Annotated in this window: 19 protein-coding genes and 1 pseudogene; 9 read left to right on the top strand and 11 right to left on the bottom strand. The window is 64.4% G+C overall.

Annotated elements, in window-relative coordinates; translation table 11 throughout:
• Positions 1-4: 4 nt before the first annotated feature.
• From EJ067_RS28665 to EJ067_RS28645, 5 genes are all read right to left on the bottom strand, one after another.
• Positions 5-1051 (bottom strand): ABC transporter permease, encoded by a 1047-nt coding sequence (locus tag EJ067_RS28665; protein ID WP_126088508.1) that lies wholly within the window; start codon positions 1049-1051, stop codon positions 5-7.
• A complete protein-coding gene (locus EJ067_RS28660; protein ID WP_126088507.1) occupies positions 1051-1845 on the bottom strand; it encodes an ATP-binding cassette domain-containing protein in 795 nt (264 codons plus the stop codon). Before EJ067_RS28660 ends, EJ067_RS28665 begins: the two co-directional genes overlap by 1 nt.
• 83 nt (positions 1846-1928) lie before the next feature.
• Complete coding sequence (locus EJ067_RS28655; RefSeq protein ID WP_126088506.1) at positions 1929-2942, bottom strand: substrate-binding domain-containing protein; 1014 nt, start codon at positions 2940-2942, stop codon at positions 1929-1931.
• Between the two features lie 108 nt (positions 2943-3050).
• A complete protein-coding gene (locus tag EJ067_RS28650; RefSeq protein WP_210211674.1) occupies positions 3051-3956 on the bottom strand; it encodes a sugar phosphate isomerase/epimerase in 906 nt (301 codons plus the stop codon).
• Positions 3956-4987: a Gfo/Idh/MocA family oxidoreductase gene (locus EJ067_RS28645; RefSeq protein WP_126088504.1), complete on the bottom strand. Its 1032-nt coding sequence runs from the start codon at positions 4985-4987 to the stop codon at positions 3956-3958. Before EJ067_RS28645 ends, EJ067_RS28650 begins: the two co-directional genes overlap by 1 nt.
• 197 nt (positions 4988-5184) lie before the next feature.
• Here EJ067_RS28645 and EJ067_RS28640 point away from each other — a divergent pair, with 197 nt between their 5' ends.
• Positions 5185-6210 carry a LacI family DNA-binding transcriptional regulator gene (locus EJ067_RS28640; RefSeq protein WP_126088503.1) on the top strand — a complete coding sequence of 342 codons (1026 nt, stop codon included), beginning with the start codon at positions 5185-5187 and terminating at the stop codon, positions 6208-6210.
• A gap of 165 nt (positions 6211-6375) precedes the next feature.
• Positions 6376-7857, top strand: a complete 1482-nt coding sequence (locus EJ067_RS28635; RefSeq protein WP_126088502.1) for an esterase-like activity of phytase family protein — start codon at positions 6376-6378, stop codon at positions 7855-7857.
• Between the two features lie 158 nt (positions 7858-8015).
• On the opposite strand, the gene EJ067_RS28630 is transcribed toward EJ067_RS28635, so the two are convergent.
• On the bottom strand, positions 8016-8930 hold the full coding sequence (locus EJ067_RS28630; protein ID WP_126088501.1) for a LysR family transcriptional regulator: 915 nt from the start codon (positions 8928-8930) through the stop codon (positions 8016-8018).
• Between the two features lie 103 nt (positions 8931-9033).
• Here EJ067_RS28630 and EJ067_RS28625 point away from each other — a divergent pair, with 103 nt between their 5' ends.
• The 3 genes and pseudogenes from EJ067_RS28625 (at position 9034) to EJ067_RS28615 (ending at position 11469) form a co-directional block, all read left to right on the top strand.
• Positions 9034-9582 (top strand): hypothetical protein, encoded by a 549-nt coding sequence (locus tag EJ067_RS28625; protein ID WP_126088500.1) that lies wholly within the window; start codon positions 9034-9036, stop codon positions 9580-9582.
• A gap of 8 nt (positions 9583-9590) precedes the next feature.
• Positions 9591-9818 (top strand): annotated as a pseudogene (locus tag EJ067_RS28620) (Atu4866 domain-containing protein); the annotation flags it as partial.
• 178 nt (positions 9819-9996) lie between these two features.
• Positions 9997-11469, top strand: a complete 1473-nt coding sequence (locus EJ067_RS28615) for an MATE family efflux transporter (protein WP_126088498.1) — start codon at positions 9997-9999, stop codon at positions 11467-11469.
• 14 nt (positions 11470-11483) lie between these two features.
• On the opposite strand, the gene EJ067_RS28610 is transcribed toward EJ067_RS28615, so the two are convergent.
• On the bottom strand, positions 11484-12692 hold the full coding sequence (locus EJ067_RS28610) for an MFS transporter (protein ID WP_126088497.1): 1209 nt from the start codon (positions 12690-12692) through the stop codon (positions 11484-11486).
• Between the two features lie 144 nt (positions 12693-12836).
• On the opposite strand from EJ067_RS28610, the gene EJ067_RS28605 reads away from it, so the two are divergent.
• Positions 12837-13412 carry a TMEM175 family protein gene (locus EJ067_RS28605; protein ID WP_126088496.1) on the top strand — a complete coding sequence of 192 codons (576 nt, stop codon included), beginning with the start codon at positions 12837-12839 and terminating at the stop codon, positions 13410-13412.
• 4 nt (positions 13413-13416) lie between these two features.
• On the opposite strand, the gene EJ067_RS28600 is transcribed toward EJ067_RS28605, so the two are convergent.
• Positions 13417-13698, bottom strand: coding sequence for a hypothetical protein (locus tag EJ067_RS28600; RefSeq protein WP_126088495.1), 282 nt, complete (start codon positions 13696-13698; stop codon positions 13417-13419).
• A gap of 172 nt (positions 13699-13870) precedes the next feature.
• Here EJ067_RS28600 and EJ067_RS28595 point away from each other — a divergent pair, with 172 nt between their 5' ends.
• Positions 13871-14737, top strand: a complete 867-nt coding sequence (locus tag EJ067_RS28595; RefSeq protein WP_126088494.1) for an SDR family NAD(P)-dependent oxidoreductase — start codon at positions 13871-13873, stop codon at positions 14735-14737.
• 8 nt (positions 14738-14745) lie between these two features.
• On the opposite strand, the gene EJ067_RS28590 is transcribed toward EJ067_RS28595, so the two are convergent.
• From EJ067_RS28590 to EJ067_RS28580, 3 genes are all read right to left on the bottom strand, one after another.
• Positions 14746-15174 carry a low affinity iron permease family protein gene (locus tag EJ067_RS28590; protein ID WP_168247513.1) on the bottom strand — a complete coding sequence of 143 codons (429 nt, stop codon included), beginning with the start codon at positions 15172-15174 and terminating at the stop codon, positions 14746-14748.
• Positions 15175-15449: 275 nt separating this feature from the next.
• Positions 15450-16091 (bottom strand): DapH/DapD/GlmU-related protein, encoded by a 642-nt coding sequence (locus EJ067_RS28585; RefSeq protein ID WP_126088493.1) that lies wholly within the window; start codon positions 16089-16091, stop codon positions 15450-15452.
• A 184-nt stretch (positions 16092-16275) separates the two neighbouring features.
• The gene (locus EJ067_RS28580; RefSeq protein WP_126089782.1) at positions 16276-16740 is read right to left on the bottom strand and encodes a CreA family protein; all 465 of its coding nucleotides are present in this window, start codon (positions 16738-16740) and stop codon (positions 16276-16278) included.
• Positions 16741-16988: 248 nt separating this feature from the next.
• Here EJ067_RS28580 and EJ067_RS28575 point away from each other — a divergent pair, with 248 nt between their 5' ends.
• Together EJ067_RS28575 and EJ067_RS28570 are read left to right on the top strand one after the other, a co-directional pair.
• Positions 16989-17564: an SCO family protein gene (locus EJ067_RS28575; RefSeq protein WP_126088492.1), complete on the top strand. Its 576-nt coding sequence runs from the start codon at positions 16989-16991 to the stop codon at positions 17562-17564.
• 65 nt (positions 17565-17629) lie between these two features.
• Entirely contained in the window at positions 17630-18502 is an 873-nt protein-coding gene (locus EJ067_RS28570; RefSeq protein ID WP_126088491.1) for a 50S ribosomal protein L11 methyltransferase, read from the top strand.
• The last annotated feature ends 119 nt before the right edge of the window (positions 18503-18621 follow it).

The raw sequence follows: 18621 nt of genomic DNA, 5'->3' as shown, positions 1-18621 counted from the left end.
CCCCTCACCGATACCTTGCCTGGTTCCACTTATGGCCGAGCAGCGACAGGATGATGATCAGCCCATTGAAGAACTGGACGTAGAAGCCGCTCAGCCCCGCCGCGACGACACCGGTCTGGATGAACGACACGGTCACCGCGCCGATCGCGCCGCCGACCACCGTGCCGATGCCGCCCCAGGTCGGCGTGCCGCCGACGAACACCGAGGCCAGCACCGGCAGCAGATAGCCGTCGCCGGCCGTCGGCCACCAGGTGAAGTTGATCATCACCGAGAACGTGCCGGCGATCGCCGCCCCGATGCCGGTGAAGACGAACACCTTGACTTTGACGCGCTTGACGTCGATGCCCATCTGCTTGGCGCTGTCCGGATTGTCGCCGACGACCTTCACCTGCGCGCCGAAGCGATGGCGGTTGTAAAGCAGCGCGGCGAACACGACGAAGGCGATGGCCCAGAAGATCTGCACGGGGATGCCCCCGATCTGGCTCGAGAATATCTTGTAGGCCCAGCTGTCGGCCAGACTGGTCAGCGCCGTCGACTTGCCCTCGTTGATGATCTGGATCAGGCCGCGCAGCAGGAAGTTCATGCCGAGCGTGGCGATCAGCGACGACAGCCCGCCATAGACGACCAGCGAGCCGACGAGGAAGCCGAGCAGCGTGCCGGTGACCAGCGCCGCGGCAATGCCGAGGAAAGGATCGTAGCCGGCCTGCACCACAAGCGCGAAGACCCAGGACGCAAAACCCATCGTCGCCGGGAACGACAAATCGATCTCGTCGCAGGTGACGACGAAGACCAGCGGCACAACCACGAACAGCGCGACGGGAAGCGTCGTCAGCACCGACCTGTAGAGATACCAGGTGGTGAAGACCGTCGGGTTGGCGATCACGAACACCGCCATCATGACGATGAACACGGCCAGCGTGCCGAGCGATGCGCGGTTTTCAAGCACGAAGCCGCGCAGCCAGTGATCGGAGGGATGGCTCCATTCCTTGCCTGCCTGGCCGCTTGCCCTTCCGAGAGGCGTTTGCAGATCGGGTTCCATGGCCTTGCTCATCACGCTCTCTGCTCCGCTCCGCCTGCCTCGTGCAGCCCCGGCAAGCCGCCCGGGTGTGCTACGTCTTCCATGAAGTTGATCAGGTCTTCGGCCGACTTGACCTCGCTGCGGTCGGCGGCGAGCGCCACCTTGCCGCGGTCGAGCACGACGAAGCGGTCGGCGATGTCGAAGACATGGTGGATGTTGTGGCCGATGAACAGGATCGAGCGGCCGCTCGCCCGCACCTGGCGCACGAAATGGAAGACCTTGGCGGTTTCGGTCAGCGACAGCGCCGTCGTCGGCTCGTCGAGGATGATCAGCTCCGCCTGCTTGTAGATGGCGCGCGCGATCGCCACGCCCTGGCGCTCGCCGCCCGAAAGCTGGCCGACGATCGAGTGCGGCGTGAACACTTTCGAGGTGAAGCCGATCTCGCGCATCAGCCGGCTCGCCTCTTCGATCTCCTTGTTGACCTTCAGCCAGCCCATGAAGCCGGTCAGCTCGCGGCCCATGAAGATGTTGCGCACGATGGTCTGCTGCACCGCCAGCGCCCGGTCCTGGAACACCGTCTCGATACCGGCCTCGCGCGAGCGTGCCGCGCTCCATCCGATGACCGGCTTGTCGCGCACGAGGATCTCGCCGCTGGTCGGCTTGACGACGCCCGACAGGATCTTGATCAGCGTCGACTTGCCGGCGCCGTTGTCGCCGATCAGGCCGACCACCTCGCCGCGGTCGACGTTGAGATCGACGCCGCCCAGCGCATAGACCTGACCATAGGACTTCTTGATGTCGCGCAGTTCGATGATGCGTTCGCCCATGGGAATCCTCGCCTTATTGTCGCTTGCCGGCTGTCGCCGGCGGTCCTGCCGGCCGGGTCGAACCCGGCCGGCAGCCTGGGAGGTCAGCGCAACGCCTGCTTGGCGAGCTCTGAGACGATCTCATAATTCTGCGGCGTGACGAAGCCGGCGCCGGTGTCGACATTCATCGGCGCAAGGCCGAGCACCACCTGCTGGCAAAGGCTCAGGATCGGCAGATAGCCCTGCAGGAATGGCTGCTGGTCGGCCGTCAGCTGAACCCAGCCGCCTTTGAAAGCCTCGACGATCTGCGGGCTGGTGTCGAAGCCGAAATTGAAGATGTCGCCCGGCTTGCGCCCCGCCGCCTGCATGTAGGTGGCGACATTGCCTAGCATCTGCCCGCCCGGATAGCCGACCGCCTTGACATCGGGGTGGTTGAGGAGTGCCGCCGTGATGACCGGAATGGCGAGGTTCGGATCGGACGCCCATTCGCCGCTCGGTGGCGAGGAGAGCTGGATGACCTCGACGCCGGCCTCCTTCAAGGCAGCCACGGTGCCGCGCTCGCGCGCGCCGCGGTTCTCGTTCTCGAACGGGCCGATCATGATCGCCTTGTCGCCGGCCTTGAGCTTGCCCAGCTTGAATGCCTCGGCGCCGAGCGCGCGGCCTTGCTGCTCCTGCTGCGCGCCGACATAGCCGCCGCCGAACGCCGCGGTCACCTTCGGCACCGGTACGTTCTGGTACATCATCTTGATGCCGTCCTTATGCGCCTGTTCGGCCAGCGGCATGATCGCCGCGTCGCCCGGATGGCCCATCATGGCAATGCCGTTCGGCTTGACCGCGACCGCCTCGCGCAGTTGCTGCACCATCTTCTCGGCGTCCCACTGGGAGAAGATGTAGTCGACCTTCGGTCCGAGATCGGCCGCCGCCTGCTTGGCGCCATTATAGACGATGGTGCCGAAGGCGTCGCCCTCGGCGCCGCCGACGAAGAAGCGGATATGGACGTCCTTGCACCATTGGGCGTCGAGCGCGTGCGCCGGCAAGGTTGAGATCGAGGCGCAGAGCGCCGCGGCAGCCGCCACGACGGTCGAGCGCAGAACAGTCCTTCTGGTCGTGATGCTCATGCACGTTCCTCCCTTTTTGTCCCTCGCGAGCCGAGGGCGTTTTCGATGATCGCTTCGGCTTTGGTCGGCCGGCTCCTCCCGCCGGCCAGTCCTCACATCAATTTGGCCTCAAGTCGGATTGGGCAGGTAGCTGGCGCCTCCCCGGCATTGCTTCAGATAGTCCAGCGCCCGTACCTGGCCGGTGATCTCGAGGTCGTCGCGATAGACCGGGTCATGCCAGCCTTCGATATCGATGGCGCCGCGATAGCCGGCCAGCCGCAATTCGCTGATCACGCGCGTCCAGTCGCTGTCGCCGAAGCCGGGCGTGCGCATCTGCACGAAAGGCTGCCGGCCGAACACGCCATGCTCGCGGATCACGTCCCAGCGCACCGTCGCGTCCTTGCCGTGGACATGGAAGATGCGCGGCGCCCATTTGCGGATCTGCGGGATCGGGTCGATCAGATAGACGAGCTGATGGCAGGGCTCCCATTCCAGCCCGAGATTGTCGTTGGGCAATTCGTTGAACATCAGCTCCCAGGCATCGGGGTTGTGGGCGATGTTCCAGTCGCCGCTGGCCCAGTTGCCGTCCATGGCGCAATTCTCGAAGGCGATGCGCACGCCCTTGTCGGCGGCGCGTTTCGCCAGCGGCCCCCAGACTTCGCGGAAGCGCGGCAGGCTGTCGGTCAGCGGCTTGCCCCGCACGCGGCCGGTGAAGCCAGTGACCGTCGAGGCGCCGAACAGATGCGCATGGTCGATGACGGTCTCCCAGGCCGCGAGCACGCCGCGATCGATATCGCCGTTTTCGAGAGGATTGCCGAACACGCCGATCGAGGACACGGTCACGTCGGCATCGCCGATCGCTTCGCGGATGTCGCCCGCCAGGCGCTTCAGGTCCTTGCCGCCCAGCGTCTGCCAGAAGAAGGGCTGGATGCTCTCGAAGCCGAGCCCCAGGATCTGTCTGACATAGGCGGCCGGGTCGTCGAGATTGGCCCGCACCATGGTGCCGATCCTGATGTCGAGAAGCGGGTTTGGCATCACTGCGTTTCCTGTGCGATCGCCACGCGGCGGCCGGTCTCGGCGCTTTCGATCGCGCCGAAGACCATGGCCAGGCTCTTGATGTTGTCGCTGCCGCGCGTCTCCGGTTCCGTTCCGGTTTCGATCGCGTGCATGAAGTCCCGGATGATGCCGAGATGGCCGTCTATCCTGTCGGCAGGGTCGAGCGGCTGCACCTCGATCGGCTGGGTCTTGTCGATGATACCGTCGCGGCCGGACGCAACCACCTCAGCCTTCAGTCCGTCATGGCCGTCCCACAGCAGGCTGCCTCGCTCGGCGACGATGCGCCAGCTGCCTTCCCAGCTGGTGCGGAAGCCGTCGGCGCACCAGGAGCCGGCATAGGTGAAGACCTTGCCGCCGCCGAAATCGAAGACGGCGCTCGCCGACGACCCTTGCCGGTACCAGGAATTGGCCGGCTCCCATTCCTGGCAGGAGACGCTGGCCGGCTCGCCGCCGGCCATGTAGCGGGCCGCGTCGAAGGTGTGGATCGCCATGTCGAGCAACAGCACGTGGGCCATCTCCTCGCGAAAACCGCCGAAATGCGGCGCGATGAAGAAGTCGGCATGAATGCTGGTCGGTGCGCCGATGGCGCCGGAGTCGAGAAAGCGGCGGATGCGCCTGACATTGGCGACATAGCGGCGGTTCTGGACGACGGCGTGGATGCGCCCTGCCCGGCGCGCCGCTTCGATGATGGCGCGCGCATTGTCCGGACTGTCGGCCAGCGGTTTTTCGGTCAGCAGATGGCAATGATGGGCGAAGGCGGAAAAGGCCACGTCGCGCCGGGCAGCAGGAACCACGACGTCGAACACGGCGTCGGCCCTGGTCTGGTCGAGGACGGCGTCGAGGCTGGTGCCGATGACGGCATTGGTTAGGTTATATTCGCGCGCCCTCGCCTGCGCCCGCTCGGCGTCGAGGTCGACAAGGCCGACAATAGCGAGCCCGTCGATCTGCCTTGCGGCATCGAGCCATTGCCTGCTCATGGCTCCGCACCCGACCAGGACGACCTTCATCATCCAGCGCTCCTCCTCCGCTCGACCCCTCCAGGCCGAGTGTAAAGGCATCCACGGCATCACCGTAAACGTTTTTCCGTAAACGTTTACGAGAACACACCCAATGGCGTAGAATGTCAACTGGCTGTCAGCGAAAAATCGTCCGAAGAGCCTTGGCCTGAGGGGCGGCCGGTGCTAGCGAAGACAGGGGAGAGTGGCTCTTGGCGTCCAGCATTCACGACCTTGCGCGTCATCTGAACATTTCGATCGGCACCGTGTCCCGCGCGCTGAACGGCCGCGCCGATGTCAATGCGGAGACGCGCCAGCGCGTGCTCGAGGCGGCCAGGAAGCTGAACTATTCGCCCAACCAGTCGGGCCGCAGCCTGCGCCAGGGCGCCACCCGTTCAATCGCCTTCATGCTGCAGCCGCATCCGGGGGACCAGCAATATGGCGAACCGTTCTTCATTCCCTTCCTGATCGGTCTGCAGGCGCGGCTCGCCGAGCATGACCTAGATCTGATGGTCGTCATGGGCGAGCCCGGCCAATATCAGCAGGAGAGGCTGCGCCGCGTGGTTGAGACGCGCCGGGCCGACGCGGTCGTGTTGGCCAATACACGGCGGGAAGACGATCGGATCGACTATCTCAGCAAGGCCGGCTTTCCCTTCGCCACGCTTGGCCGAAGTCAATCCGGCGGCGACACCTATCCTTCGCTCGATATCGATTTCGAGAGGGCGGGTGATGAAGCCGTCGACCGGCTGGTCGCGCGCGGCCACCGCCGCATTGCCGCCATCCGCCCTTCGCTTGATCTCAACTTCGGCTACCTGTTCCTCGACGGCTACCGCAAGGCGTTGAAGAGGCACGGCATCGAAGTCGACCCCGGCCTCATCGCCGACGGCTTCATCAACGAGGCCGGCGGCTACCAGGTGACGCCGCGCGTGATGCTCTCCAAGGACCGGCCGACAGCCATCATCTTCAACAATGACGCCATGGCGCTCGGCGGCTGCAAGGCACTGGCCGAGATGGGCATCAGGCCAGGCCACGACATCGCGGTGATCGTCATCGTCGACACGCCGCTTTGCCGCTACTTCTCGCCGGCGCTGACCGCCTTCCGTCCGTCGCTGGAGCCCATGGGCCGGCGGCTGGCCGAGATGTTGCTGGCCTCGCTCCCGGCCCATGCCGGCCCCGAGGGAACGCGGATCATGCGCGAAGTCTGGCCGCTGGAGCTGATCGCGCGGGAGAGCGATTGATCTCCCTCTCCTTCTCCCGCAGGGGGGAGAAGGCAAGTGCACGGCGCCTGTCATGCAACCATCACGTTCACGTCCTAGACCGCTCGACGGGAACCGGCTCGCCGCATCTTCGATGCCGCGTCCTTCCAGGCATTGGCCGCTCTGTTCGTCCAGAAGGGGATATTCATGAAACATCTCAACCGAACCGTCTCGCTCGGCGTCGCTCTCGCGCTGTTCACCGCTCTCACCCCGGCGCTGGCCGACGGCGTCGCCTATGTCAACAAGGGGCTTGTCGGCGTCGGCCGCATCCCTGCCAGCCAGAAGGACAAGTTCGGCGAGACCTTTGGTTCGGGCTCCGGCATGGCGATCGACACCAAGTCCTGGACGCATGACGGCGCCGGCTACAAGGGGTCGCTTTGGCTGTTGCCGGATCGCGGCTACAACGTCGCCGGCACCACCGACTACCGTCCGCGCCTCAACACCATTGCGATCGAGCTGACGTCGACCGCTCCTGGCGCGACGCCCGCCGCCGGACAAGAACAGGCGGGCGTCAAGGCGACGCTCGCCGACACCATGCTCTTGACCGACGACAAGGGCACTGATGCCACCGGGCTCGATCCGCTCAACGGCGTGCGTGAGGCTGCCGGCGACATGCCGATGCTGCCGCAAGCCGACAACGGCAAGCTGGCGCTGGACGACGAGGCGATCGTGCGGCTGCCCGACGGCACCATGTTCATCTCCGACGAATATGGACCGAACATCTACCGCTTCTCGGCCGAGGGCCGTCTGATGTCGGCCACCCAGCCGCCGGCGGCCCTGGTGCCGATGCGCCACGGCAAGCCGAACTTCGCTTCCGACAATCCCGGCCCCGGCGCCGCCGAGCCCGATCCAAAGGATCCCGAGACCGGCCGGCAGAACAACCAGGGCCTCGAGGGCATGTCGATGACGCCGGACGGCAAATTCCTGATCGCCGTGCTGCAGTCGGCGCCGCGCCAGGATGGCGGCGATTCCGGCTCGACGCGCCAGAACACCCGCGCGCTGGTCTATGACGCTTCCGACCTCGCCCACCTCAAGCTGGCGCACGAATATGTCGTGCCGCTGCCGGTGTTCAAGGACGCCAAGGGCAAGACCAAGGTCGCCGCGCAGAGCGAGATCGTGGCTCTGTCCGACAAGAGCTTCCTGATGCTGGTGCGCGACTCGGGCAACGGCCAGGGCGTCAAGGGCGACGAGTCGCTCTATCGCAAGATCGAGATCGTCGATCTCTCCGCCGCGACCGATATCGCCAACGGCCCGTTCGACGCCGCCGACAAGCCTGTGGCGCCGAAAGGCGCGCTCGACCCGTCGGTGACCCCGGCCAAGCTCACCGCCTTCATCGATATCAACGACAAGGGCGAGCTCGGCCGCTTCGGCCTGCACAATGGCGCACCGAACGACAGGAACAACCTCTCGGAGAAGTGGGAAGCGATGTCTCTGGTCAGCGTGCTCGATCCGAAGCTGCCCGACGACTATTTCCTGTTCGTCGCCAACGACAACGATTTTCTCACCCAGGACGGCTTCCAGGTCGGCGCGCCCTACAAGGCCGAGGACGGCGCCGATGTCGACACCACCTTCCTCGTCTATCAGGTAACGCTTCCCGGCCTGCCGGGAAACAGCCTCGCCGCGAACTAGCTCGCGCTGCGGGCGGCCAGCGCAGGCACTGATCTGGGCGGGTGCATATGAAACAGGCCCGCGATGACACGCGGGCCTGGAATGATCTCGATTTCCTTCCGAGCGCGGGGATAACAAGTGACTTTGCCGTGCTCGCGGCGGCATACGCTCGGTGGCGGTCAGCGCGATCGAGCGCGACGTCCACCCGAGTGGCTGGCCTTGATGTGATCGACCAGGGCCCGCAGTTTCGGAGCCATATTCCTTCTGTTTGGGAAATACAGGAAAAAGCCCGGAAATGACGGCAGATATTCTTCGAGCAAGGAGACGAGCGCGCCGCTCTCGATATAGGGGCGGAAAGTCTCCTCGGTAGCGAAGGTGACACCGGCGCCGGCCAGAGCGCTGCGCAGCATAAGGCGCAGATCATTGGTGGTGATCTGCGGCTCAACCGAGACAGCGAAGGAAGTGCCGTTCTCCTCGAATTCCCATCGGTGGGGCGCGATTTCCGGCGAGCGGCGCCAACCAATGCAGCGGTGGCGGACCAGATCGCGGGGATGTTCCGGCATGCCGTTCGCCAAGAGGTATTCAGGAGAAGCGACGACAGCCTCTCTCACTTGTCCACCGACGGGTACGGCGATCATGTCCTGCTCTATGACCTCGCCCAACCGAACCCCGGCATCGAACCCGGCGGCAACGATGTCGAATTCCTCATCCGTTACGGTGACATCGACAATCACGTGCGGATGCGTTTCGGCAAAGGCCGCCAACAAAGAGCCGGACAGAAACGGCTCGGCAATCGAGGTGACCGCGATCCTCAGTCTCCCCCACGGGGATTGATCGCCGTCGACACTTTCAAGCGCCTGCACGATATCGGACATCGGCTGACAGAGCGCATCATAGAGCCGCTGTCCCGCCTCGGTCAGGCGCACGGCTCTGGTGGTTCGCGTCACCAGCGTAGCACCGAAACCATCTTCAAACCGTCGTATTCCCTGGCTGACGGCGGAGCGGGTGACACCTAGACGATCGGCGGCGGCGCGAAAATTGTCCTCCTCGGCCACGGCGAGAAAGAGGGGGAGAAGATTGTAGTCTAGCTGCATTGTCAAATTTCACTAACCACCTGGTCGAGCATTCGACAGATACACGCAACATCGATTCTCGTCCAACCTTCTGGAGCATTCGACAACCAGAAGGAACATCGACATGAAAGCGCTACTTCTCACAACCTGCCTGCTGGCCTTGGCTGAACCAGTCGCGGCTCAACCCTGTCCGCGGGGCGGAGACGACGCTCCACTTGCCCTTCACAAGTCGTGGATCATGGACGGCTGGGAACGCCGTCAAGGCGATCCGACTTTCGTCTTCGCTAAGAAGATGAGCCGCTACTATGATGTGAACGCGCCGCGCGGCGTTTTCTACGACAATTTCGCACCCGGCGCGTCACAGCTCTTCGACAACGCCGCTGTCTACGGAGCGAACTGGGAAGATCTGCAAAATGGCGCACGCTCCGTTCTCCACGCGCTCACCGGCGGCGATGACCAGATTGCCGGAGACAATGTCGCCTCCACGACGATCGGTTTTGTCGGGCGGATCAGCCGCCTCGACGGAAAGGTCGTCGCATTCGACGGACGATCGCAACTCGGTTGGGCCTGCATCGACGGCGCGTGGAAGATCCGTCAGGAGCTGAACTACGCTCGGGTGGTCAAGCCGGAGGATATTGCGCACTACTATCGGCAGAAGGCGGAAGGTAAATGAGCGCTACCCATCCTTACATCGGCGTGTGGGTTACGGCAGACGGCCACATCCGGCATGAACTCCTGCCGACCGGGCGCTATGTCGAGGCACGCGGCAATCGTGAGCGGGCCTACGAGGGGCGCTACGAAATAGACGCGAGCCATATCGACTATTGGGACGACACCGGCTTCACCGCAGACGGCGAGTTCATCGACGGCATCCTGCACCACGCCGGCATGACCCTCTATCGACAATAGACGGTGAAGATATCTCTGTCAGGCGTGGAATTTCGCGCCTGGCCCTTTCAATATGCTCACGCTGCGGGCGGGCAACCGCAGGCACCGATCCAGCCCGCCAGGGATGCATCACCATCAGGTCCGCGATAGCATCGCGGGCCTGATTCATTTTCGGTGCCCGCCCACCATGGATAACAGCATGGATGACGACAAGCCCGCTCGCCAGCGGACCGGCGACCTGACCAGCGGCCCGATCCCGCGCACGCTGCTGTTGTTCGCCCTGCCGGTGCCCGGCTCCAACGTGCTGCAGTCGCTCAACGGCTCGATCAATGCCGTCTGGGTCGGCCGCTTCCTCGGCGAGGCGGCGCTGACGGCGACATCCAACGCCAATCTGGTGCTGTTCCTGATCCTCGGCACAGTGTTCGGCATCGGCATGGCGGCAACCATCCTGGTCGCGCAATCGGTCGGCGCCCGCGACCTGCCCGAAGCGCGCCGCATCGTCGGCACCAGCGCTACTTTCTTCTTCCTGGTCTCGGTGGTGTTCGCGGTCTGTGGCTGGATCTGGGTCGACGCCATCCTCACCGGGCTCGGCACGCCGGCGGACGCCTTGCCGCTGGCGCGCGCCTATCTGCGCATCATCTTCGTCGCCGTGCCGATGATGAACCTTCTGTCCTTCGTCATGACGGTGCTGCGCGGCGCCGGCGATTCGCGCACGCCGTTTGTCTTCATGGCGCTGGCGGTCGTGCTCGACGTCGTCCTGAACCCGCTGCTCATCCGCGGCATCGGCCCCTTTCCGGCGCTTGGCATCGCCGGTTCGGCCGCCTCGACGCTGATCGGACAGACGGTGAGCGTGATCGCCATCCTGATCGTGCTTTATGCGCGCAGGCACCCGCTGCGGCTGGCGGACAGCGACCTCGCTCTGCTCAAGCCCGATCCGGCGCTTTTGCGCATCGTCGTCTTCAAGGGCATTCCGATGGGTTTGCAGATGATCGTCATCTCGGCCGCGGCTCTGACGGTGATGGGCATCGTCAACACCTATGGCTCGCAGGTCGCGGCAGCTTATGGCATCGCGGCGCAGCTCTGGACGTATATCCAGATGCCGGCTCTGGCCATCGGCGCCGCCGTCTCCTCGATGGCGGCGCAAAATGTCGGCGCCGGACGCTGGGACCGGATCGGCAAGGTCGCAGCCTCGGGCGTCGGCTTCAATCTCGTGCTCACCGGCGCGCTGGTGGCGCTGATTTTCCTCTTCGACCGCCCGGTGCTCGGCCTTTTCCTGAGCGGCGACAGCACCGCGATCGACATCGCCGCCCACATCAACAAGGTGGCGTCCTGGTCCTTCATCCTGTTCGGGGTCACCATCGTCTTGTTCGCCACGGTGCGCGCCACCGGCGCGGTCATGCCGCCGCTCATCATCCTGATCGTCTCGGTGCTGATCGTGCGCACCGGCTTTGCCTATTCCATGCGAAGCGTCATCGGCCAGGAAGCGCTATGGTGGAGCTTTCCGGCCGGCTCGATCGTCTCGCTGGTGCTCGCCGCCGCCTACTATCGTTTCGGCCGCTGGCGGACCATGCATATGATCGAGGATCGTCCGGCCGCCGGCGAGCCGCCGGACACCGGCCTCGGCGTGCCGCGCCAGCGCGCGCGCTTATCGCCCGAGACGCCGAACGGCTAAGGACGCGCCAAGTGTCACTTCGCATAGCGCGCGCCGAACCCCAGCGCCACCAGTGAGAAGATCGTGATCATGCCGGCGAACGCCAGGCTGGCGACGGTCGCATTCGTCAGGCTCGACAGCACGCCGATGCCGATCACCGGCAGCGCATTGCCGCAGAAGCAGCAGATGAAGAAAGCCGAGACCACTTCGGCGCGGCGGTCCGCCGGCGCGATGTGGTTGACCACCTGAAGGCCGCCGCGATAGCCAAGCGCCGCCGCCACGCCGCAGAAGGCCGTGGCGACGATCATCAACGCCATCGACGCAAAGACCTGCGCGGCGACGACCAGCGCCACCGTCGGGATCATCAGCACAAGTGCCGCCAGCATGACGGTGCGGCTGGCGAGCCGTGCCGTCGCCAGGATTGTCGCGGCGGTCACGACCGCAAGCTCGAAAAACAGCGCGCCGGCCTCGGCGTGGTTGGTGACATGCAGTTGCTGGGCCAGAACGCTCGGCGCCAGCGCAGCATAAAAACCGACGAGCGCCATCGCGCCGAAGCCGGTCACCGCCGGCGCCACGAACCGCGCGCGGATGCCGTCGGGAACCGAGAGCCGCGGTCGCATCGGGACGTCGGAGAGCCGCTTCGGCTCGGACACGGTCTCGCGGGTGCGCCAGATCAGCAGCGTGACCAGCACCAGCAGAACGAGATAGACGGCGAAGGTCAGCCTGAGCGGCCAGGGCGCATATTCGGCGAGCAGCCCCGATGTCAGGGCGCCGAGGCCGAGGCCGACGAAATTGGTGCTGGTGGCAATGACGGCGGCGCGCGACTTGTCCTCGCCTTCGATCAGTTCGGCGAGCCAGGCGGTGCCGGTTCCCGCGCCGATCCCGATGCCGAGCCCGCTGAGGATGCGGGCGGCGTCGAGCCACGCCAGATTTTCGGCGAAGAGGAAAAACAGCGCGCTGACAACGGCGACGCCCATCGCCGCCATGGCCGCCGGGCGGCGGCCGACAATGTCCGACAACCGGCCGAAAAACAGCAGCGCCGCCAGATTGCCGACCACATAGACCGCGTAGACCAGCGTCAGCGTGATCTGCGAGAAGCCGAAAGCCTGTTTGTAGATCACATAGAGCGGTGTCAGCGCGGTGCTGCCGGCAAAGAGCGCAGCGATCATGGCCGCAACGACTGTCATTGCGATGCCGCCGCCAAGTTCTTTGTCGCGTGCGATGGTCTGAGCGTAGCTGGTCATCGGAACCTCCGGCCAGTTTGCGAACCCCCTGGCCCCCATGTAGGAGCGGCCCACCCGCTTGCCGAACGCCCTCCTGACAATTGTGGCAGTATGGCCTTGCGCACTGTCCTCCCGTAACGTCTGCCGGCCGACGAGGGAGGAATCATGGGCAAGGGACGGGTCGAAGCATTCACCGATGGCGTCGTCGCCATCATCATCACCATCATGGTGCTGGAACTGAAGGTGCCGCATGGCGAGGACCTGGCCGCGCTGGTGCCGCTTTGGCCGATTTTCTTCAGCTACGTGCTGTCCTTCGTCAACGTCGGCATTTACTGGAACAACCTGCACAACATGTTCCACACCGTGCAGCGCGTCGACGGCCGGGTCTTGTGGGCCAACCTCAACCTGCTGTTCTGGCTGTCGCTGATGCCCGTGACCACGGCCTTCATGGGCGAGAACCATTTCGCCCCCGTGCCGGTCGCCGTGTACGGCGTCGACCTGGTGCTTTGCGCAGTCGCCTACACCATTCTTGTCGTCAAGCTTGGCCATTTGCACGGCGCCGATACGACCTTTGCCAGGGCGGTGGGGCATGACAAAAAGGGCAAGATCTCGCTGGCGCTCTACATTGCCGCCGTTCTGCTGACCTTGCTCAACCAGTGGATCAGTGTCGCGATCTATGTCCTGGTGGCGGTTGTCTGGTTCGTGCCGGACAAGCGTTTCGAGCGGCTGATCGAAAAGTAGCGCCCTACTCCCGCATCGCCTTCAGCTTCTCGGCCACCGAGGCGGCAAGCTCGGCATAGCGCTCCTCCAGCCGCTCGGCCGCCTTGATGACGGGAAAATCGTGGCCGAACTTATCCAGCGCCAGGCGCAGCTTCTCGGCGAAATCGGCCTGTTTCTCCAGCGCCGCGAACAGGGTCTTGACCTGCGTCTCGCTGATATCGGGATTGGCGAGCATCTTCGGCACCTCGCGACCCATCTGGTCGCCGGTTGCAGTCTGCTCCTTCAGGATGCCGATCCAGTCGGTCAAAACCGAACTCCTTTTCTGTGCAGCATGCGCGGCGCGAGCCATCGCGGTCAACCCGTTGCCACCGTCGCGGTCAACCAGTTGCCGCTATGGCGGTCAACGTTGCCGCCATCAAGGCTTGTCTCGGCTCTCGCCGGCGTTAAGTTCGGCTCGACCCAGAACAAGGACATCGACCATGACCAGCGACGCCGAAATCCAGACCGCCCTGCCCGCTTTCGCCTCCGGTAATGTCGCCGTCATCACCGGCGGCGCCAGCGGCATCGGCCTTGCCGCCGCGAAACGGTTCGCTGCCATGGGCATGAAGACGGTGATTGCCGATATCGGCGGCGTGCGCCTCGACCAGGCGCGACGGGCGGTCGCCGCCATTGCCGGCGACGATGCCGTTCTCCCGGTTCCCACCGACGTCTCCGCTGCCGACGAGGTCGATCGCCTGGCGGAACTCGCCTATGGCGCATCTGGCGCGGTCTCGGTGCTGATGAACAACGCCGGGGTCGGCAACAATCCGGGCAAGCCGTGGGAAAACCGTGACGTCTGGAAACGGCTGCTGGACATCAATTTCTGGGGCGTCGTGCATGGCGTCGAGGCCTTCGCGCCGCGCATGCTGGCTGCAGGCAAGCCAGGCCTGATCATCAATACCGGCTCCAAGCAAGGCATCACCACGCCGCCCGGCAATCTCGCCTACAACGTCTCAAAGGCAGGCGTGAAGACCTTCACCGAGGGTCTGGCGCACGCGTTGCGCAACGAGCCGAGCGCAAAGGTCTCGGCCCATCTGCTGATCCCCGGCTTCACCTTTACCGGCCTGACCGAGGGCGCGGCGGAAAAGCCTGCCGGCGCCTGGACAGGCGAGCAGGTGATCGATTTCATGCTCGGATCGCTGATCGACGACGACTTCTACATCCTCTGCCCCGACAACGAGGTCGCGCGGCCGACGGATGAAAAGCGCATGGCCTGGGCGATCGGCGACATCATCGAGAACCGCCCCGCCCTGTCGCGCTGGCACCCGGACCACAAGGACGCTTTCGCCGCCTTCATGAACCGCTGACGGGCCGTTCAAGCTGCTTTCTTCTTGGAACCGTTCTTCCTCGCCACGGCCTTCTTGACAGCAGCCTGGGCGACCTCCCGGTCATGCCGCTTTGCGGCCTCTTCGCATTTGTCGCGAATCTCCTCGACCTCGGATTCGGTCAGATGCTCGATACCGATGAAGGTGTTGTGGGCCCGGCTCACCCGGATCAGCTCGTCGAGTTTGGTCTGGATGGCCGCGCTGTCGCGATTTTGCGTGTTCTGGATGAGGAACACCATCAGGAAGGTGACGATGGTTGTGCCGGTGTTGATGACCAGTTGCCAGGTATCGGAGAAGCCGAAGATTGGACCGCTCAACGCCCAGGCGACGACGATCAGAATGCAGAAGGCGAAGGTCGGCGGCATACCGGCCAGGTGAGCCACCCAATTGGCAATCCGGGTAAAGAGTTTCTCGATCATCGATCCCTCGACGAGCCGCCATCGCGCGGCATTTCGAGAGAGAAACAAGGCGGCGGCACCTCCGGTTCCCGCCGTTCGAGTTTTCCGACGCAGACGCTTGCAATCGGATACACGCGAAAGGCGTGCGGACATGAAGAAACAGCTTATCCGTTTGTTGCGATAGTGCCCCGTGCAGGCCAAAAAGCCTGCTTCTTCCGCTTCACGGCGGTATGCCTCCAGCCCCTTCCGCTGCGCCACCCCCGCATGGCGGAAGGGGCACCGACCCCCGCAAAATGTCAGAAAGGCTCGTTTTCCCAACGATCGAGGAAGGCTTCGATCGGCAATGACTGCATGTCCGGGATCGCCCTGGCGAGTTTTTCCGGCGCCCAATCCCACCAGGCAAGCTTCTCGATGCGCGCCGCGACATCGGCGGCGAACCGCTGCCGCAGCGGCTTCGCGGGGACGCCGGCGACGATTGCGTAAGGCGGCACGTCACGCGTCACAACCGCATTGGCGCCGATGACGGCGCCGTTGCCGATCGTAACCCCTGGCATGACGACGGCGCCATGGCCGATCCAGACATCGTGCCCGATGCCGACCGGCTTTGCCTGCCGCCGCTCGCGAAAGGCCGCGTCGACGCCGAGCCAACGGAAATATTCGTTCGGGCGGTAGCTGACCTTGTGCTGGGTCAGCCGCCCGATCGGATGCTCGAGCGCGTTGATGCGGCTGTTGGCGGCGATCGAGCAGAATTTGCCGATCGTCGTGTAGATCGCTTCCGAATGCCGCTCGAAATAGGAAAAGTCGCCGACCGTCACCTCGCGCAGGATCACCCGCTCGCCGATCGAGGCGTAGCGGCCGAGCTTGCACCCCTTCAGTTCCGCGGTCGGATGGATGCGCGGCTCGGGATCTTTGAGCACGAGGTGTTCAGGACGGTCCATGGCGCGGCTTTACGCCCGCGCGATTGGTCCCGCAAGCGGCACCAATCGTCCGTTCGGCAAGCAAAGTCATAAGACAAGCACGTCGCGATCTTCCAGATTCGCTCCATGCGCTTGAGGTTTTTGATTTTACCCATGTCTTTGTCCCGAACCCGGTTCCTACTTTCGGGAGACATGCCTTGGGTGCCTATTGCGGCTTGCCCTTCGTCCACACGACGTTTTGGCCGTAGAGCGGCACGGTGGTGACCGACATCTTCGCCGAGCCGTTCTGCACCTGGCGCGAATGCGACAGATAGATCAGCGTCTCGTTGTTCTTGTCGTAGATGCGGTTCACCACCTGCTTCTTCCAGATCAGGCTGAGGCCTTGCTTGAACACCTCCTCACCGCCCTCGCTCATGTCGATGTCGCCGATGGTGATCGGCCCGGTCTGGCGACAGGAGATCGAGGAATCCGATGGATCCTCGAACCAATTGCCCTTGTGCAGCCGGTCGATGATGCTGCGGTCGAAATAGGCGACGTGGCAGGTGACCCCGTCGACTTTCGGATCCTTGATCGCGTCGATCATGATGTCGTTGCCGACCCAGTCGACGCCGACCTTGCCGACCTCGTCCGCCACAGCAGTGCCGGCGCTCAGGGCAAGGCATGCGGCCATCAAGCCGATCAGTTTTCGCAAGGAAGCCTCCTCGGGTTCGCGTTCAGCCGATGTCAGGTGGGATAGGACCATGGCATTTGCAAGCCGTTCGATGCCGTCGGGCTCGGCCCCTCTCCGTGGACGGCCGGTCTCGCGGTTGCGGCAACGCGACATCTTTGCGCGTGCGCCGCCAAACCGTTAAGACTGTCGCCAAAACAGGCCCCGCGCACGATCCGCTGGGCCGCGACGATCACGACGGATAGTTTCTGATGATGCGCTCAATCCTGGTCGGCATTCTCGTCCTGATGGCGGCGGGCATCGGCTGGCTCACCTTCGACTGGTACCGCGGCCATTATGGCGGCGAGCCCTACGGCGCCGCGTTCGCGCTGACCGACCAGAAAGGCGCGCCGATCACCGAGGCCGCGTTCCGAGGTCACCCGACCGTTGTATTCTTCGGCTTCACCCACTGCCCCGAGGTCTGTCCGACCACGCTGTTCGAGCTGGCCGGCTGGCTGAAGACGATGGGCGATGACGGCAAGAACCTCAACGCCTACTTCGTCACGGTGGATCCGGAGCGCGACACGCCCGAGATCATCAATTCCTACGTCAGCAATTTCTCCGACCGCATCACCGGCATCACCGGCGATCCGGACAAGGTCCATGCCATGGCCAAGGCCTTCGGCATCTACTGGAAGAAGGTCGACACCGGCGACGGCGACTACACCATGGACCACACGGCCTCCGTGCTGCTGCTCAACGCCAGGGGCGAGTTCGCCGGCACCATCGCCTATGGCGAAAGCGCCGATACCGCCATTGCCAAGCTGAAGCGATTGGCGGCGGGCTAGAGCATGATCCCGAAAAGTGGCGTCCGGTTTTCGGAAAAGATCATGCTCAAACGAGAACTAGCCTGATGGGACAGACCAGGCTGCATTTCATCGCCGGCAAGGCCGAAGCCGACCGTATCTTCGCCGCGCTCGACGCCGCCTTCGAGGATGAAGGCCTGCCGCTTGCCGTGCTGGAGGTCGACGAGTCCAACGACATCCACGAAGTCTCGCTCTACGCCGACGGCGATGTCGATGCCGTCGAAGCCCGGATCAACGACATCCTCGCGGGCCTCGCCTTGTCGAAGCAGGTCGAACGCGAAGCGCTGCCCGACATCGACTGGGTGGCGCGCTCGCTCGAAGGTCTGAAGCCGGTTCGCGCCGGGCGCTTCTTCGTCCATGGCGCGCATGATCGCGGCAAGCGCCACAGCAGCGATCTCGCCATCGAGATCGAGGCGGGCCTCGCCTTCGGCACCGGCCATCACGGCACCACCGCCGGCTGCCTCGAAATGCTGGACCAGGTGGTGCGACGCGAGCGCCCGCGCAACGCGCTGGATCTCGGCACGGGAAGCGCGGTGCTGGCGATTGCCCTGGCGAAGCTCGCGCATATTCCGGTGCTTGCAACCGACATCGACCCAGTCGCGGTCCGCGTCGCTGCCGCCAATGCGCGCCTCAACCACGTCAAGGCGCTGGTCGAGACGGTGACGGCACCGGGTTTCCATCATCCGATCTTCGCCATGCGCGCCCCCTTCGACCTGATCGTCGCCAACATCCTGGCGCGGCCGCTGATGCGGCTGGCGCCACAGATGGCCAGGCACATTAAGCTGGGCGGCTCGCTGGTGCTCTCCGGCATCCTCGACCGCCAGCGCGATGCGGTAATCTCGGCCTATGTCGGCCAGGCTTTCCGCCACGTCCGCACCTTGCACCGCGAGGGCTGGGTGACGATCCACCTCAAGCGGTGATTCAGACTCGATCCAATCCCGCCTGGCCCTGCCGAAACTGATTCCGGTTTGAAGGTGTATGCGTTACGGTCGCGGCTACAGCGCCGCGCGTCCTTTGGACGCGCAAAGGACGCTGTAGC

Source organism: Mesorhizobium sp. M1D.F.Ca.ET.043.01.1.1, assembly GCF_003952385.1.
Lineage (GTDB): Bacteria > Pseudomonadota > Alphaproteobacteria > Rhizobiales > Rhizobiaceae > Mesorhizobium.
Note: the sequence above shows the minus strand (reverse complement) of the source record. Positions and strands in the feature narration are given on the sequence as shown.

Bases quoted from the DNA above. Each gene is read 5' to 3' on its own strand.
- EJ067_RS28665 (WP_126088508.1), bottom strand. From the start codon at position 1,051: ATGAGCAAGGCCATGGAACCCGATCTGCAAACGCCTCTCGGAAGGGCA.
- EJ067_RS28660 (WP_126088507.1), bottom strand. From the start codon at position 1,845: ATGGGCGAACGCATCATCGAACTGCGCGACATCAAGAAGTCCTATGGT.
- EJ067_RS28655 (WP_126088506.1), bottom strand. From the start codon at position 2,942: ATGAGCATCACGACCAGAAGGACTGTTCTGCGCTCGACCGTCGTGGCG.
- EJ067_RS28650 (WP_210211674.1), bottom strand. From the start codon at position 3,956: ATGCCAAACCCGCTTCTCGACATCAGGATCGGCACCATGGTGCGGGCC.
- EJ067_RS28645 (WP_126088504.1), bottom strand. From the start codon at position 4,987: ATGATGAAGGTCGTCCTGGTCGGGTGCGGAGCCATGAGCAGGCAATGG.
- EJ067_RS28635 (WP_126088502.1), top strand. From the start codon at position 6,376: ATGAAACATCTCAACCGAACCGTCTCGCTCGGCGTCGCTCTCGCGCTG.
- EJ067_RS28630 (WP_126088501.1), bottom strand. From the start codon at position 8,930: ATGCAGCTAGACTACAATCTTCTCCCCCTCTTTCTCGCCGTGGCCGAG.
- EJ067_RS28625 (WP_126088500.1), top strand. From the start codon at position 9,034: ATGAAAGCGCTACTTCTCACAACCTGCCTGCTGGCCTTGGCTGAACCA.
- EJ067_RS28615 (WP_126088498.1), top strand. From the start codon at position 9,997: ATGGATGACGACAAGCCCGCTCGCCAGCGGACCGGCGACCTGACCAGC.
- EJ067_RS28610 (WP_126088497.1), bottom strand. From the start codon at position 12,692: ATGACCAGCTACGCTCAGACCATCGCACGCGACAAAGAACTTGGCGGC.
- EJ067_RS28605 (WP_126088496.1), top strand. From the start codon at position 12,837: ATGGGCAAGGGACGGGTCGAAGCATTCACCGATGGCGTCGTCGCCATC.
- EJ067_RS28595 (WP_126088494.1), top strand. From the start codon at position 13,871: ATGACCAGCGACGCCGAAATCCAGACCGCCCTGCCCGCTTTCGCCTCC.
- EJ067_RS28590 (WP_168247513.1), bottom strand. From the start codon at position 15,174: ATGATCGAGAAACTCTTTACCCGGATTGCCAATTGGGTGGCTCACCTG.
- EJ067_RS28585 (WP_126088493.1), bottom strand. From the start codon at position 16,091: ATGGACCGTCCTGAACACCTCGTGCTCAAAGATCCCGAGCCGCGCATC.
- EJ067_RS28580 (WP_126089782.1), bottom strand. From the start codon at position 16,740: ATGGCCGCATGCCTTGCCCTGAGCGCCGGCACTGCTGTGGCGGACGAG.
- EJ067_RS28575 (WP_126088492.1), top strand. From the start codon at position 16,989: ATGATGCGCTCAATCCTGGTCGGCATTCTCGTCCTGATGGCGGCGGGC.
- EJ067_RS28570 (WP_126088491.1), top strand. From the start codon at position 17,630: ATGGGACAGACCAGGCTGCATTTCATCGCCGGCAAGGCCGAAGCCGAC.